Raw genomic sequence first — 15,082 nt, forward strand, 5'->3', positions numbered from 1 at the left:
ATGAAAAACAAATACATCCCTACTGCGGCAGGGCTGTATCTCAACTACCTGATCCACGGCATGGGGGTGCTTTTAATCACCCTCAACATGGCCCATCTTCAGGAACAGTGGGGAACAGACGCCGCTGGCGTATCGATCGTTATCTCCTCATTAGGTATCGGTAAGCTGGCGACGATCGTGACCGGCTTTTTGTCGGATCGCTTTGGTCGTAAGCCCTTTATCTATCTTGGGATCCTCAGCTACCTGATCTTTTTCGTCGGCATTCTGCTGACCAAAAATATCTATCTGGCCTACGTGTTTGGCATCATGGCCGGTCTGGCGAACAGCTTCCTCGACTCCGGAACCTATCCGGCGCTGATGGAGTCGTTCCCGCACTCCGCCAGCCGCGCTAACGTACTCATCAAAGCCTTCGTTTCCGCAGGGCAGTTCCTGCTGCCGTTCATTATCAGCCTGCTGATATGGGCGAATCTGTGGTTCGGTTGGTCGTTTGTGATCGCGGCGGCTCTGTTTGTACTGAGCGCAATTTATCTGCTCAAGATGCCGTTCCCCGACAGCCAGGCGGCCAAAAAGGAAGAGACTCCAACGGCGCAGACAGAAGCTTCCGCTAAGCCGCAAGCCAACAAACTGGATATGGTTGTCTTTACCCTGTACGGCTATATCGGCATGGCAACCTTTTACCTGGTCAGTCAATGGCTGGCGCAATATGGTCAGTTAGTGGTCGGCATGCCTTATGCCTCGGCGATCAAGCTGCTGAGCATCTACACCGTCGGTTCGCTGGTCTGCGTCTTCGTGACCGCCGCCTTTGTCAAAGAGGTGTTCAGCTCAGCGGTGGCCATGATCATCTATACCTGTCTGTCGATGGTCTCGCTGCTGTTAGTGTGCCTGTTCCCGACACCGGTGATGGTGACCGGCTTCGCCTTCGTCATCGGCTTTGCCGCTGCCGGCGGGGTACTGCAGTTGGGAGCGACCATCATGGCGATGAGCTTTCCGAATGGCAAAGGCAAGGCGACGGGGATCTTCTACACCGCTGGCAGCATCGCGAGCTTCACGATCCCGCTTATCACCGCCAGGCTTTCGCAGATTAGCATTGCCAGCATTATGTGGTTTGATTTCCTGATCGCCGTCATCGGCTTTGTGATCGCCCTGTACATCGGCTATCGTCAACTTCAGGCGCGCGCGGCGCAAAGAGTGTCCCGCACCACCGTCACCGCCTGAGGTTCAACGACAACAATAATGGATACCTACATGACAACTGCAGTAACCGTAAAGAACATCACCTTCAAGGAAGGCGAAACCTTAATTTGCGTACCGCTGATCGGAAAAACGCTGGATGAGCTGCTGACTAATGCTCAGGGCCTGGTTGACGCCGGCGCTGATATTATCGAATGGCGCGTTGACCATTTTACCCACGTCCGGGAAATCCCCCAGGTGCTGGCCGCGCTGGCGGAAATCCGCCATACGCTGAAAGCTCTGCCGCTGCTGTTCACCTTCCGCAGTAAGAAAGAAGGCGGCGAAACGGAAATCAGTGACGAAGCGTACTTTGAACTTAACCGCCAGGCGGCGCTAAGCGGATTCGCCGATGTTATCGACATCGAGCTGTTTAACGATGAAGCGCAAATTCGCGCGCTGGTGAACGACGCCCATCAGGCCGGCGTAAAAGTGATCATGAGCAACCATGATTTCCATAAAACGCCGGCACAGGAAGATATTATCTATCGCCTGCGTCGAATGCAGGATCTGGGTGCCGATCTGCCGAAGATCGCGGTGATGCCGCAGTCGCCTCAGGACGTACTCACTCTGCTTTCCGCCACGCTGACCATGAAAGAGAAATATGCGACGCGCCCGCTGATCACCATGTCGATGGGCAAATCCGGCGGCGTGAGCCGGGTAACCGGTCGCTTGTTCGGTTCAGCGATGACCTTTGGCACCGTCGGCCAGGCCTCCGCGCCGGGCCAGATTGCCATTGCAAAGCTGCGTGAGCTGATGGACATACTGTCCTGATAACCATGCCGCCCGGAGCCAGTCTCCGGGCGCTTACTCAGTTGATTCTCTGGCTATCATTAATAATGACGTTTTTAAATGATTGAATCGCTGAGGAAAGTACCCTTTCCTTCATCGTTGCCAGGTAGATATAACGAGGGGGAATCTCATTTTTTATTTTCAGAATGTGCACGTTATAATTTGCCAGCGCGGAGATCCTCGGCATAATCGCAATGCCATAATCGATGCTAACTAACCCCGCCATCGCGGTATCTTCATCGACGTAGCAGGCGATATCCGGCACCAGTTTTTGCTGCATGAAGACATTATCAATAAAAGGCCGCAGACCGCTGTTTTCTGAGAAGTAGATATAGGGATAGTGAATCGTCTCAACCAAATCGACCTCATTTTCATACAATCGGGCAAGCGGGTGATCTTTCGCCGTCACCACCACCAGCTCCTGCTGAATGATGGGAATAAAATCGATGTCTGGTTCATCGGCAATATATGAGCAAATCGCCAGATCGGTTTTTCCTGCCTTTAATGCTTGTAATAACGAAAGTGAAGTGCCTTGCGTGAAGGAAAAAGTCACCTTGTGACTGGATGGTGAATTAGTGTATTTATTAATTAACTGCGGAACAACAAATTCACCCATCGTATAAATAAAGGCGATACGAATATTCTCTTTCTTTTCACTATCATTGTTTTGCAGCGTCAGGCGCCCATTCTCTAAAGAAGCGAGCGCATCTTCCACATAGGGTAAAAAACGTTTACCGCTTTGCGTAATTTTGACGTTGCGGCCTTTTCTGGCGAACAGCGCCACACCCAACTCCTTCTCCAGCTCAGATATGGCGTGGCTTAACGAGGGTTGAGTGATGAACAGGCTGGATGCCGCCTCGGTGTAATGTTCCGTCTCGCTCAATCGCTTAAAATAATAAAGTTGCTTCAGGTTCATTATTTTTGTCCGTATAATATAAGAATAAAACCACTGCGCCTAATATACCATGCGGCAGGTGGATAATACGCTACAACGAGCCAATATCAGATTCCCATCAAATATTATTTGATATTTTCTTTTGTGCGTAACAAGGCGTTGCCATTCATAGACACAGTCTATGAATCATTAGAGTATTTCTGCATGCATTAATACATGCAAAAATATTTTAAACTTTAAAGGAAATCTATATGTGTATACCTGACTCTCAGGGTAGCCTGGCGTCATCGCCCGGCGCGCTAAAAAGAAGCAGAACGCGTATTTTTATTTTATCGCTCTTATCGCTGGGTACGATGATTAATTATCTCGATCGTACCATTCTTGGAATCGTTGCTCCAAAATTAACCACTGAAATCCATATCGACCCGGCGATGATGGGCATTGTTTTTTCCGCTTTTGCCTGGACTTATGCGCTGGCGCAAATTCCTGGCGGCATGTTTTTAGACCGTTTCGGTAATAAATTGACCTACGCCCTGTCCATCTTCTTTTGGTCGCTGTTTACCCTGCTGCAAAGCTTCTCGCTGGGGCTGAAATCATTGCTCCTTCTGCGTCTGGGGCTAGGCGTCAGCGAGGCACCCTGCTTTCCGGCCAATAGCCGCATCGTCAGCAAATGGTTCCCCCAGCATGAACGGGCCAGAGCCACCGCTACCTATACAGTAGGCGAATATATTGGGTTAGCCGCCTTCTCGCCATTGTTATTTTTAATCCTGGAACATCATGGCTGGCGCACCTTATTTTTTCTAACCGGCGGGCTAGGAATTTTATTCACTTTCGTATGGTGGCGTTTTTATCATGAGCCGCATGAATCGAAAACGGCAAATAAAGCAGAACTGGATTATATTGGCGCCGACCAGGTTGCCAATAAGAGTGAAAATATTCCATTTAACTGGCGTGATGCCAAACGATTACTCTGCTGTCGGCAAATTATCGGCGCCAGTCTGGGGCAGTTTGCTGGTAACACTACGCTGGTCTTTTTCCTTACCTGGTTCCCGACTTATCTGGCCAACGAACGCCACTTGCCGTGGCTTCACGTGGGCTTTTTCGCCACCTGGCCATTCCTGGCCGCCGCGGTTGGCATCATCTTCGGCGGCTGGCTTTCCGATAGGCTACTTAAGCGTACGGGCTCAGCCAATATAAGCCGAAAACTTCCAATAATTTCTGGATTATTGCTTTCCAGTTGCATTATCGCCGCCAATTGGGTGAGCGCGAATTCGACGGTAATTATTATTATGTCGATCGCTTTCTTTGGTCAGGGAATGGTTGGTCTGGGCTGGACGTTAATATCTGATATTGCCCCGGATAATATGGCTGGGTTGACCGGCGGTATATTTAATTTCTGCGCCAACCTGGCATCAATTATCGCGCCACTCATCATTGGCGTGATTATATCAGCCACCGGTAACTTCTTTTACGCCCTCATTTACGTTGGAGTGACCGCCCTGATCGGGGTGATTGCCTACATCTTTATCATCGGCGACATCAAGCGAATCGTACTGAAGTAACGCTCTCTCCGCGCCGGGCCAGCATGGCCGGCGCGGAAGATTGACTTAAATATCTTTCACCCGGCTGGTCAAAAACAGCGTCAGCAGCGAAATCGCCGCGATTGTCCAGTAGACGCTGGCGTGACCATAGCTTTGCGACAGCGCCCCCTGAATCACCCCGGCCAGAATAACCCCGGTGGAGATACTGTTGGTAAACAGCGTGGTCGCCGCCCCGGCGCGCCCCGGCATCAGGTCCTGGAACCACAACATGCCGATCCCCGCGATGATACCAATAAAGATGGCGTTGAATAGCTGCAGCGCCAGCAGCGCCGTGCGGCCATGGAACATAATCAGCCCCACATAGAACAACACGCCGGCGGCGACTGCCGCCGCCATCATTTTGCGTTTACCCCAACGCTTAACGTAGTAGCCGGCCAGGATCATCGCCGGAATTTCAAGACCGGCGGCCGTGCCCATCAGTATCCCCGCCAGGCTATCCGGCAGGCCAAGATCGCTACTGATCCACAACGGCATATCGATGATATACATGGTGTTGCAGGTCCACATCAGCGTTGAGGCGATAAATAGCATGCGGACGTTTTTATCGCGCCAGCCGCCTTCCAGTTCCGGCAGGCTGCTGCCTTCCTGCAGTTGCGTCACTCGCGCCACCGAAGGCAGCTTAAAGGCAATCAGCGCCAGGCTGATGACAAAAATCCCGGCGGCGATGGAAAACATGGTCGTAAAGCCATAATTTAACGCCAGCATAAAAGCCAGCGGCGGGCCAATGACCCACGCCAGCGACAGCTGGGCGCGCATCACCGAGCTGAACATCACCACTTCGCGAGCAGAGCTATCAGCGTATTCGCGGGCAAGAGCAAACAGCTGCGGCATTGCCGCATTGGCGACCGACGCCAGCATCACGCCACAGGTGATAAGCGTCAGATAATGGCGGTTGAAAGCGAATAGCAGCGCGTTACCCACCGCCATCAGGCAGCAGAACATAATTAACCGCCGACGATCGCCGCGGCTATCGGATCGTTTGGCCAGCGCCAGGCTCACCAGGATACCGGCAATCGCATTCACCGTATAAAACAGGCCGACCCAGAACGGCTGCGCGCCGACTTCACGACTAAGAAATAGACTGAGCGTCGGCGCCTGCAGCGCCCCGGCCACGCCCATCATAAAAGCCACCAGCATAAAGGCGGCGTAGACGCCGTTTAACCGTCGCCCCATCGTCATCAACCACAGCATGAAATATCCTTAACACACGCGAAGTAAACGAAAAAAGCCAGCAGAAGCAATCTGCTGGCGGGTGATTCTATACTCTGTGGATTTCGAGTTGCAGCCAATGCGCTTGCAGCCTGAAAGACGGCGAGTATAACACCAATACTCAGTCACACATGATGTCGGCAAGTCAACGATCGGAGGTCGGCGACGTAACTCCCCACTGCATCAATTCCTCCAGCATTTTCTGCTGCCTTCCTGCTAACTGGCGGGCCAGCCAGGACGCGCCCTGCGTCGCAGAAAAGTACCGTTGATAGAACTGCTTAGTGGTTGACCTCGTCATATTCATCTCCTTACTTCATCGAGGTTCATTATTGGCTTAATATAGGAACTCATAAATTGCTGAGTTTTCGTCAGGAGTTCCTCTTTTATGCCTTCCAGCCGTCTGCAACAACAGTTCATCCGCCTGTGGCAATGCTGCGATGGCAGGTCGCAGCAGACCACCCTCAACGAACTGGCGGAAATGCTCAGCTGTTCGCGCCGCCATATGCGCACCTTGCTCAATCTGATGGAAGCGCGCGGCTGGCTGGCGTGGGAATCTGAAGCCGGGCGTGGCAAGCGCTCCAGGTTGACCTTCCTTTATACCGGTCTGGCGCTACAGCAGCAGCGCGCCGAAGATCTGCTGGAGCAGGATCGCATCGATCAGCTGGTACAACTGGTAGGTGATAAAACGGCGGTCAGGCAAATGTTGATCTCCCATCTGGGACGCAGCTTCCGCCAGGGGCGCCACATCCTGCGCGTGCTCTACTATCGGCCGATGAAAAATCTGCTGCCCGGCAGCGCGTTGCGCCGTTCGGAGACCCATATCGCGCGGCAAATTTTTAGCGCTTTGACGCGGGTAAATGAGGAAAATGGGGAACTGGAGGCCGATATTGCCCACCACTGGCAACAAATTTCGCCTAATCACTGGCGCTTTTTCCTGCGTCCCGGCATTCATTTCCATCATGGCCGCGAGCTGGAGATGGCCGACGTTATCTCTTCGCTACAGCGCAGCAGCGAACTGCCGCTATTTTCCCATATTGAGCGCATCGTCTCGCCGACCGCCTGGACGCTGGATATTCACCTCAGCCAGCCGGACCGCTGGCTGCCCTGGCTGTTAGGGCAGGTCCCGGCAATGGTGCTGCCGCAGGAATGGCGCACGATGGATAATTTTTCCAGTATGCCCATCGGTACCGGCCCTTACGCGGTCGCGCGCAATAATCAAAATCAGTTGAAAATCCATGCCTTCGAAGAATACTTCGGCTACCGGGCGCTAATCGATGAGGTTAACGTCTGGGTGCTACCGGAAATTAGCGAAGAACCCAACGGCGGTTTAACCCTGCAGGGGAATACCGAAAGCGAAAAAGCCGTAGAGAGCCGCCTGGAAGAGGGGTGCTATTACCTGCTCTTTGATAGCCGCAGCCCGCTGGGCGGTAATGATGACGTGCGCCGCTGGTTAAGTTATCTGTTCCAGCCCGCCAACCTGCTGTATCACGCCGGCGAACACTATCAAGGCAACTGGTTTCCGGCCTACGGTCTGCTGCCGCGCTGGCACCACGCCCGCAGCCATGCCTGTGAAAAACCAGCCGGCCTCGAGTCAGTCACCCTCACCTACTACCGCGATCATGTGGAACATCGGGTCATTGGCGGGATCATGCGGGCGCTGCTGGCGGAACATCAGGTAAAGCTGAACATTCAGGAGCTGGAGTACGATGACTGGCATCGCGGCGAAACGGTGAGCGATATCTGGCTCAACAGCGTCAATTTCACGTTGCCGATCGATTTTTCCCTGTTCGCCTATTTATATGAAGTGCCGCTGATGCATCACTGCATTCCCATCGACTGGGAGGCAGACGCCAACCGCTGGCGCGCAGGGGAGTTCAACCCGGCGACCTGGAGCCAGCAACTGCTGGAGAAGCAGCATATTGTCCCGCTGATCCACCACTGGCTGATGATTCAGGGCCAGCGCAGTATGCGCGGCGTGCGCATGAACACCCTCGGCTGGTTTGACTTTAAATCGGCCTGGTTCGCCCCGCCGGAGCCCTGAATGCTTTGCGTCAACTAACAAAATCATTACACTATCGCCGTTCTCAACGGGGTGCTAATAAACATACGCAATATCATTCAAGTTGCATCAAGGCAGCAAGCGGGTGAATCCCCTGGAGCATAGATAACTATGTGACTGGGGTGAACGCGCGAAGCTAACGCAGATGCGGCTTGAAGGATGAAGCGTATGGGCTGAGAAAATACCCGTCGAACCTGATCCGGATAACGCCGGCGAAGGGATTTGAGGCCTACTCAAAATCCTTTGCCTCCCCATATACTGAGGTGCAAAGTGTTGAAAAAACTGCTTCCCCTGCTGGCGCTGGTCGCCGCCCCGGTCTTTGCTAAACCGGTCCTCACCGTTTACACCTACGATTCGTTCTCCGCCGATTGGGGTCCTGGCCCGGCGGTGAAAAAAGCCTTCGAGGCCGACTGCGGCTGCGAGCTGAAATACGTCGCCCTCGAAGATGGCGTATCGCTGCTTAACCGGTTGCGAATGGAAGGCAAAAACAGCAAAGCTGATGTCGTGCTCGGCCTTGATAACAATCTGCTGGCAGCCGCGGCGCAGAGCAAACTGTTTGCCAAAAGCGGCGTTCCGGGCAGCGCGGTCACCGTACCTGGCGGCTGGGATAACGACACCTTCGTGCCTTACGACTACGGCTACTTCGCCTTCGTGTATGACAAAAACAAGCTGAAAAACCCGCCGAAAAGCCTGAAAGAGCTGGTCGAGAGCCCGCAGAAATGGCGCGTGATTTATGAAGACCCGCGCACCAGTACGCCGGGGCTCGGCCTGCTGCTGTGGATGCAAAAGGTGTATGGCGATAAGGCGCCGGAAGCCTGGCAGAAGCTGGCGGCCAAAACCGTCACCGTCACCAAGGGCTGGAGCGAAGCCTACGGCCTGTTCCTGAAAGGCGAAAGCGACCTGGTGTTGAGCTATACCACCTCGCCGGCTTATCACCTCATCGAAGAGAAAAAAGATAATTACGCCGCGGCGGACTTTACCGAAGGCCACTATCTGCAGGTTGAAGTCGCCGCGCGTACCGCCGCCAGCAAGCAGCCGGAACTGGCGGAGAAGTTCCTGAAATTTATGGTCTCGCCTGGCTTCCAGAACGCGATCCCCACCGGCAACTGGATGTACCCGGTAACTCAGGTGGCGCTGCCGGCCGGCTTCAACACGCTAACCAAACCGCAAACCACGCTGCAGTTCCCCCCGCAGCAGGTCGCCGCTGAACGTCAAAACTGGATCGGTTCATGGCAACGCGCCGTCAGCCGCTAAGTTTCGGCTGGCTGATCCCCGGCACCGCGGCGGCCTGCTTACTGGTCATCGTGGCGCTGGCGGCGTTTCTGGCGCTGTGGCTGGAAGCGCCGCAGGCCCCCTGGCAGACGATCCTCAGCGATAGCTATCTCTGGCACGTCGTTCGTTTCTCTTTCTGGCAGGCTTTTTTGTCGGCGCTATTTTCGGTGGTGCCGGCGATATTCCTCGCCCGCGCCCTGTATCGCCGCCGCTTTCCGGGGCGCACGCTGTTGCTGCGCCTGTGCGCGATGACGTTAATCCTGCCGGTACTGGTGGCGGTGTTCGGCATCCTCAGCGTCTATGGCCGCCAGGGGTGGCTCGCCGCGCTGTTCCACGCCCTCGGCTGGCAATGGGATTTCTCGCCATACGGCTTACAGGGCATCCTGTTGGCCCATGTGTTTTTTAATATGCCGATGGCGACCCGCCTGCTGCTGCAGGCGCTGGAAAACATTCCCGGCGAACAGCGGCAGATCGCCGCACAGCTCGGCATGCGCGGTTTCGTCTTCTTCCGGCTGGTGGAATGGCCGTGGCTGCGTCGGCAGATCCTGCCGGTGGCTACGCTGATTTTTATGTTGTGCTTCGCAAGCTTCGCCACCGTGCTGTCACTTGGCGGCGGGCCGCGGGCCACCACCATTGAGCTGGCTATCTATCAGGCGCTAAGCTTTGATTACGACCCGGCGCGGGCGGCGCTATTAGCGATTATTCAAATGGTCTGCTGTCTTGGGCTGGTGCTGCTGAGCCAGCGCCTGAGCAAAGCCGTGGCGATCGGCGCCAACCAACTGCAGGGCTGGCGCGACCCCGATGACCGTCTGCATAGCCGCCTGTGCGATTTCGCGCTGATCGCGCTTGCTCTATTGTTGTTGCTGCCGCCGCTGTTAGCGGTAATCGTCGATGGCCTCAACGTCAATCTGCCGAAGGTGCTCGGCCAAGCCGCGCTATGGCAGGCGCTGTGGACCTCACTGCGTATCGCCCTCGCCGCCGGTCTGCTTAGCGTTATCCTGACCATGATGCTGCTATGGAGCAGCCGCGAACTGCGGGCCCGCAATCTGCCGCTGGCCGGGCAGACGCTGGAGCTCAGCGGCATGCTCATCCTCGCTATGCCGGGGATTGTGCTGGCAACCGGATTTTTCCTGCTGCTCAATAACAGCGTCGGCCTGCCGGAATCCGCCGACGGCATCGTCATCTTTACCAACGCGCTGATGGCAATCCCCTATGCCCTGAAGGTGCTGGAAAACCCGATGCGCGATATTGCCGCCCGCTATGGCGCTTTGTGTCAGTCGTTGGGGCTACAAGGTTTTAACCGGCTGCGGGTAGTGGAGCTACGGGCGCTGAAACGGCCGCTGGCGCAGGCTTTGGCTTTCGCCTGCGTGCTGTCTATCGGCGACTTCGGCGTGGTGGCGCTGTTCGGCAATGAATCCTTCCGCACGCTGCCTTTCTATTTGTATCAACAAATAGGCTCCTACCGCAGCCAGGACGGCGCGGTCACCGCGCTCCTGCTACTGTTGCTGTGCTTTATCCTTTTTACTTTGATCGAGAAACTACCGGGACGCGATGCTAAAACTCAATGATGTCACCTGGCTGTATCAGCATTTGCCGATGCGCTTTACGCTCAGCGTCGAGCGCGGAGAACGCATCGCCGTGCTCGGTCCCAGCGGCGCCGGCAAAAGCACGCTGCTGAATCTGATCGCCGGTTTTCTGCCGCCGGCCAGCGGCAGCCTGCTGATCGACGGCGAGAAGCATAACGCCACGCCGCCGGCGCAGCGTCCGGTTTCCATGCTGTTTCAGGAGAACAACCTGTTTAACCATCTCACCGTCCGGCAGAATATTGGCCTCGGCATCCACCCCGGCCTGAAGCTGAACCGCGAGCAGCACGCGCAGGTCACGGCGATAGCCGGGCAGATGGGAATGGATACGCTGCTGGATCGTCTACCGGGCGAGCTTTCCGGCGGTCAGCGGCAGCGAGCGGCGCTGGCCCGCTGTCTGATACGCCAACAGCCGGTGCTGCTGCTTGATGAACCCTTCTCGGCGCTCGATCCGGCGCTGCGTCAGGAGATGCTGACGCTGGTCGCCGATGTCTGTCAGCGGCAACAGTTGACGCTGTTGATGGTATCGCACAGCGTGGAGGATGCGGCGCGCATTGCGCCTCGTTCCATCGTAGTGGCCGAAGGGCGCATTGCCTGGGACGGCGCCACTGACGATCTGTTGAGCGGCAACAGCAGCGCCTCGGCGCTGTTGGGAATTAGCGCGAAATGACCTTATGCAGGATCTCAAGGTAGACCGGCATCAGGGGATGGCAGAAAACAAATGTTAGCGCCGCTACCGCCAGCGCCGCCATCAACGACGCCAGCCACAGCAGGCGTCCGCGCGGTAACCAACGGGTCAGGCGATCGCCGGAGGTTTTCGCGCTCCGCCACAGCCGCCAGCACAGCCAGCCCGCCAGCCACGCCAGCAGCGCCGCGCCCAGCAGCAGCCATTTGAAGCTGGCGCTGTTTTCATCGGCAGGAATATCAATCGCCGCCCCCGCCAGAATACCGGGGAGGAAATAGAGCGGTGGCCAGAGCAGGCAGCCAATAATATTCGGCAGCACGAACTTCGCCACCGGCAGGTCGAGCATCCCGGCGACCATTGGCACCAATGGCCGCGTCGGCCCGACAAAGCGGCCAATCAGAATCGTCACCATGCTGTGCTGGTGCAGCGCGTGTTCGGTTTTCTCCAGCAGCGCGCGATTTTTTTTCATAAACGACCAGCGGTGTAACGGCTTTTTAAAGCGCCAGCCGAGCCAGAATGAGATCCAGTCTCCCAACAGGCAGCCGACAATCCCCGCCAGCCACGCCTGCCAGAAGTTAACTTCGCCGCTGCCGATGAGCGCCCCCAGGCCAGCCATCATGACCGTGCCGGGTAAAATAAGCCCCACCAGCGCCAGCGACTCAAGAAATGCCACCAGCATCACGGCTATCAACGAGTAGACCGTGGATTGGGTGATAAAGTGTTCCAGCAATGCCTGCATAATGTACCCGGTTAAAAAACGAAGCCCGGATTCTCCGGAGCCGTCACGTCGTCGTCAAGCCACCAATTGTCTTAATAGTTTACTGGCTGTGACATTTAAGCGGGTCATCATTTCACTTTCTTTACTTTTTATTCACATCCTGCGCGAAATTCACTGGGGCTGGCCCCGGTACATTTTTTAAAGACCCGCGAAAAATAGAGCTGATCTTCGAAGCCAACGTTGCGGCCGACGCTGGCAATTGGCATCCGGGTGGTACTCAACAGCAGTTTGGCCTGGCTAATTCGCTGATCTTCCCGCCAGCCAAGTACGCTTATCCCCAACTGCTGGCGAAACAGGTGCGACAGACGCGAAGGCGACAGGCAGACATGTTGAGCGACGCTGGCGATATCAAAATGGCTGTCCGCCAGATGGTCGCTGATGTACTGGCAGGCATCGCGCACCCGGTTATCCAGCGGCGGATGCAGCGATTCGTTAATCGCCTCCATGCGCCGCAGTAGCAACTGTTCCAGCAGGTTAATCGCCAACAGTTCGGAATAACGTCCCGCCCCCTGACCGGCATCGACAATCTGCCCGAAGAGCTCGCCAAACCGCGCCTGCCACTGTTCATCCGGGCGGAAGAAACCGGTCTGGGCGAAGATCGTCGGCCAGTTGAGCCATTCGTGCCAGTAGGCGCGCGGACGGAAATAGACCCACTGGTGATACCACTCGCTGGCGTCGGGATGGCGGCCATAGTGATGAATCTCCCCCGGCGGAAACAGCAGCATATCGCCGGGGCGACAAACGAACTGTTCGTCGTGGTTGTTAATCACCCCCTCGCCGCGGATCGTCAGGTTGAGAATATAGCCTTTCATGCCCAGCGGGCGGTCGATAAAGAAATCGAGATAACCCTGCGCCTCAATCGGCGTCAGGCCGGTGACCAGATGAGCGTTAAAGGAATAGCCCGGCAGCAGCGGATCGTTTTGCGTTTCGGCCATAAGCGTCGTTCTCCACGAGGTATTTTTGACACCAATTGTCCATATTCATCATTTTATCGCCATCCGCGCCGTTGCGACTGCGATACCGGTGGGAATTTAGACAAAAACCCGCACGGTGAGCGAAAAAAGCGCTACCAGCACGCATTTCGCGTTGATCCAGCGCATAACAAAAGTGTCTATAAATACGGCAGGAAAGTCCACATCGAATATTTGCACGGCGTCACACTTTGCGAGGTGACAGCAATATAGTCCATAAGATTAGCGAATACGGCCTGACGGATTTGGCCGGGGATATCTACTGTTGCTGCATGAATGATTTCAGCATGGAGTAACAAGATGGCAATTGCGATTGGCCTCGATTTTGGTAGTGACTCAGTACGCGCGCTGGCGGTGGAATGCGCTACCGGCGCGGAGCTGGCCGCGAGCGTAGAGTGGTATCCACGCTGGCAGGAAGGGCTGTTCTGCGATGGGCCGAATAACCGCTTCCGCCATCACCCGCGCGATTATATTGAATCGATGGAATCGGCGCTGAAAAGCGTCCTGGCGGCATTAAGCGCAGAACAACGAGCGATGGTGGTCGGTATCGGCGTCGACAGCACCGGTTCAACCCCGGCGCCGATTGATGCTGACGGTAACGTGCTGGCGCTGCGCGAAGAGTTCGCCGACAACCCGAACGCCATGTTCGTACTGTGGAAAGACCATACCGCGGTGGAAGAGGCGGAAGCCATCACCCGCCTGTGCCACACGCCGGGTAAAGAAGATTACTCGCGCTATATCGGCGGCATCTACTCCAGCGAATGGTTCTGGGCCAAGATCCTCCACGTCACTCGCGAAGATAGCGCCGTCGCGCAGGCCGCGGCATCGTGGATTGAGCTTTGTGACTGGGTGCCCGCCCTGCTTTCCGGCACCACCCGCCCGCAGGATATCCGCCGCGGTCGCTGCAGCGCCGGGCACAAATCGTTGTGGCACGAGAGCTGGGGCGGACTGCCGCCCGCCAGCTTCTTCGACGAACTCGACCCGATTATCAACCGCCACCTTGCCTGGCCGCTATTCCGCGACACCTGGACTGCGGATCTCCCCGTCGGCAACCTGACCGCCGAATGGGCGCAGCGCCTCGGCCTGCCGGAGACAGTGGTGATTTCCGGCGGCGCCTTCGATTGCCATATGGGCGCGGTCGGCGCCGGCGCACAGCCTAACGCATTGGTTAAAGTTATCGGCACCTCCACCTGCGACATCCTGATCGCCGATAAACAGAGCGTGGGCAACCGCACGGTGAAAGGTATCTGCGGCCAGGTGGACGGCAGCGTGGTGCCGGATTTCATCGGTATGGAGGCCGGTCAGTCCGCCTTCGGCGATATCTATGCCTGGTTTGGCCGTATCCTCGGCTGGCCGCTGGAACAGCTGGCCCAACAGCACCCTGAATTGCGCGAGCCAATCAAAGCCAGTCAAAAACAGCTGCTGCCTGCGCTCACCGAAGCCTGGGCCAACAATCCGTCCCTCGATCACCTGCCGGTGGTGCTGGACTGGTTCAACGGCCGCCGCACGCCGAACGCCAACCAGCGGCTGAAAGGCGTTATTACCGATTTAAATCTGGCCACCGACGCCCCGGCGCTGTTTGGCGGGCTCATTGCCGCCACCGCCTTCGGCGCCCGCGCCATTATGGAGTGCTTCACCGATCAGGGCATTCCGGTCAATAACGTGATGGCGCTCGGCGGCATTGCGCGTAAGAACCAGGTCATCATGCAGGCCTGCTGCGACGTCCTGAACCGCCCGCTGCAGATTGTCGCCTCCGATCAGTGCTGCGCGTTGGGCGCCGCCATCTTCGCCGCCGTCGCCGCTGGCGTCTATCCGGATATCCCTGCCGCGCAACGCAACATGGCAAGCGAGGTGGAAAACACCCTGCAGCCGCGCGCGCAGCAGGCGCAACGTTTCGAACAACTGTATCAGCGCTACCAGCAGTGGTCGGCCAGCGCGGAACAACACTATCTCCCTTCGGCTGCAAAGGCGGAAAACGACCCGCAATCTCAGGCAGCGCTCACCCATTAA

General features: G+C 56.3%; 13 protein-coding genes. 8 read left to right on the top strand and 5 right to left on the bottom strand.

Going from position 1 to position 15,082, the window contains the following annotated elements; genetic code table 11:
- Together PGS10_RS20025 and aroD are read left to right on the top strand one after the other, a co-directional pair.
- A complete protein-coding gene (locus PGS10_RS20025; protein ID WP_316423379.1) occupies positions 1 to 1,215 on the top strand; it encodes an MFS transporter in 1,215 nt (404 codons plus the stop codon).
- A gap of 30 nt (positions 1,216 to 1,245) precedes the next feature.
- Complete coding sequence (gene aroD / locus PGS10_RS20030; RefSeq protein WP_045389987.1) at positions 1,246 to 2,001, top strand: type I 3-dehydroquinate dehydratase; 756 nt, start codon at positions 1,246 to 1,248, stop codon at positions 1,999 to 2,001.
- Between the two features lie 37 nt (positions 2,002 to 2,038).
- On the opposite strand, the gene PGS10_RS20035 is transcribed toward aroD, so the two are convergent.
- Positions 2,039 to 2,935, bottom strand: coding sequence for a LysR family transcriptional regulator (locus PGS10_RS20035; protein WP_045389984.1), 897 nt, complete (start codon positions 2,933 to 2,935; stop codon positions 2,039 to 2,041).
- A 230-nt stretch (positions 2,936 to 3,165) separates the two neighbouring features.
- Here PGS10_RS20035 and PGS10_RS20040 point away from each other — a divergent pair, with 230 nt between their 5' ends.
- Complete coding sequence (locus PGS10_RS20040; protein WP_047042710.1) at positions 3,166 to 4,476, top strand: MFS transporter; 1,311 nt, start codon at positions 3,166 to 3,168, stop codon at positions 4,474 to 4,476.
- Between the two features lie 45 nt (positions 4,477 to 4,521).
- Here PGS10_RS20040 and PGS10_RS20045 read toward each other — a convergent pair whose 3' ends face one another.
- Entirely contained in the window at positions 4,522 to 5,706 is a 1,185-nt protein-coding gene (locus tag PGS10_RS20045; RefSeq protein ID WP_047078144.1) for a sugar efflux transporter, read from the bottom strand.
- Between the two features lie 163 nt (positions 5,707 to 5,869).
- A complete protein-coding gene (gene sgrT / locus PGS10_RS20050) occupies positions 5,870 to 6,022 on the bottom strand; it encodes a glucose uptake inhibitor SgrT (protein ID WP_015704385.1) in 153 nt (50 codons plus the stop codon).
- An 87-nt stretch (positions 6,023 to 6,109) separates the two neighbouring features.
- Here sgrT and sgrR point away from each other — a divergent pair, with 87 nt between their 5' ends.
- The 4 genes from sgrR (at position 6,110) to thiQ (ending at position 11,308) form a co-directional block, all read left to right on the top strand.
- Entirely contained in the window at positions 6,110 to 7,765 is a 1,656-nt protein-coding gene (gene sgrR / locus PGS10_RS20055; RefSeq protein ID WP_047042714.1) for an HTH-type transcriptional regulator SgrR, read from the top strand.
- Between the two features lie 288 nt (positions 7,766 to 8,053).
- On the top strand, positions 8,054 to 9,037 hold the full coding sequence (gene thiB, locus PGS10_RS20060) for a thiamine ABC transporter substrate binding subunit (RefSeq protein ID WP_316423382.1): 984 nt from the start codon (positions 8,054 to 8,056) through the stop codon (positions 9,035 to 9,037).
- Positions 9,013 to 10,623: a thiamine/thiamine pyrophosphate ABC transporter permease ThiP gene (gene thiP, locus PGS10_RS20065; RefSeq protein WP_316423383.1), complete on the top strand. Its 1,611-nt coding sequence runs from the start codon at positions 9,013 to 9,015 to the stop codon at positions 10,621 to 10,623. Before thiB ends, thiP begins: the two co-directional genes overlap by 25 nt.
- Positions 10,607 to 11,308: a thiamine ABC transporter ATP-binding protein ThiQ gene (gene thiQ, locus PGS10_RS20070; protein WP_047078145.1), complete on the top strand. Its 702-nt coding sequence runs from the start codon at positions 10,607 to 10,609 to the stop codon at positions 11,306 to 11,308. The genes thiP and thiQ overlap by 17 nt, the downstream gene beginning before the upstream one ends.
- On the opposite strand, the gene PGS10_RS20075 is transcribed toward thiQ, so the two are convergent.
- Together PGS10_RS20075 and araC are read right to left on the bottom strand one after the other, a co-directional pair.
- On the bottom strand, positions 11,295 to 12,062 hold the full coding sequence (locus PGS10_RS20075; protein ID WP_316423384.1) for a DedA family protein: 768 nt from the start codon (positions 12,060 to 12,062) through the stop codon (positions 11,295 to 11,297). The genes thiQ and PGS10_RS20075 overlap by 14 nt on opposite strands.
- 128 nt (positions 12,063 to 12,190) lie before the next feature.
- Positions 12,191 to 13,036 (bottom strand): arabinose operon transcriptional regulator AraC, encoded by an 846-nt coding sequence (araC, locus tag PGS10_RS20080; protein WP_316423385.1) that lies wholly within the window; start codon positions 13,034 to 13,036, stop codon positions 12,191 to 12,193.
- Between the two features lie 336 nt (positions 13,037 to 13,372).
- On the opposite strand from araC, the gene araB reads away from it, so the two are divergent.
- Positions 13,373 to 15,082 carry a ribulokinase gene (gene araB / locus PGS10_RS20085; RefSeq protein ID WP_316423386.1) on the top strand — a complete coding sequence of 570 codons (1,710 nt, stop codon included), beginning with the start codon at positions 13,373 to 13,375 and terminating at the stop codon, positions 15,080 to 15,082.

The sequence above is a fragment of the Klebsiella sp. 141153 genome (assembly GCF_032601995.1).
Taxonomy (GTDB): Bacteria; Pseudomonadota; Gammaproteobacteria; order Enterobacterales; family Enterobacteriaceae; genus Klebsiella; species Klebsiella aerogenes.

What these genes read in the sequence shown, in the direction of transcription:
- PGS10_RS20025 (WP_316423379.1), top strand. Translation starts at nt 1, where the DNA reads ATGAAAAACAAATACATCCCTACTGCGGCAGGGCTGTATCTCAACTAC.
- aroD (WP_045389987.1), top strand. Translation starts at nt 1,246, where the DNA reads ATGACAACTGCAGTAACCGTAAAGAACATCACCTTCAAGGAAGGCGAA.
- PGS10_RS20035 (WP_045389984.1), bottom strand. Translation starts at nt 2,935, where the DNA reads ATGAACCTGAAGCAACTTTATTATTTTAAGCGATTGAGCGAGACGGAA.
- PGS10_RS20040 (WP_047042710.1), top strand. Translation starts at nt 3,166, where the DNA reads ATGTGTATACCTGACTCTCAGGGTAGCCTGGCGTCATCGCCCGGCGCG.
- PGS10_RS20045 (WP_047078144.1), bottom strand. Translation starts at nt 5,706, where the DNA reads ATGCTGTGGTTGATGACGATGGGGCGACGGTTAAACGGCGTCTACGCC.
- sgrT (WP_015704385.1), bottom strand. Translation starts at nt 6,022, where the DNA reads ATGACGAGGTCAACCACTAAGCAGTTCTATCAACGGTACTTTTCTGCG.
- sgrR (WP_047042714.1), top strand. Translation starts at nt 6,110, where the DNA reads ATGCCTTCCAGCCGTCTGCAACAACAGTTCATCCGCCTGTGGCAATGC.
- thiP (WP_316423383.1), top strand. Translation starts at nt 9,013, where the DNA reads ATGGCAACGCGCCGTCAGCCGCTAAGTTTCGGCTGGCTGATCCCCGGC.
- thiQ (WP_047078145.1), top strand. Translation starts at nt 10,607, where the DNA reads ATGCTAAAACTCAATGATGTCACCTGGCTGTATCAGCATTTGCCGATG.
- PGS10_RS20075 (WP_316423384.1), bottom strand. Translation starts at nt 12,062, where the DNA reads ATGCAGGCATTGCTGGAACACTTTATCACCCAATCCACGGTCTACTCG.
- araC (WP_316423385.1), bottom strand. Translation starts at nt 13,036, where the DNA reads ATGGCCGAAACGCAAAACGATCCGCTGCTGCCGGGCTATTCCTTTAAC.
- araB (WP_316423386.1), top strand. Translation starts at nt 13,373, where the DNA reads ATGGCAATTGCGATTGGCCTCGATTTTGGTAGTGACTCAGTACGCGCG.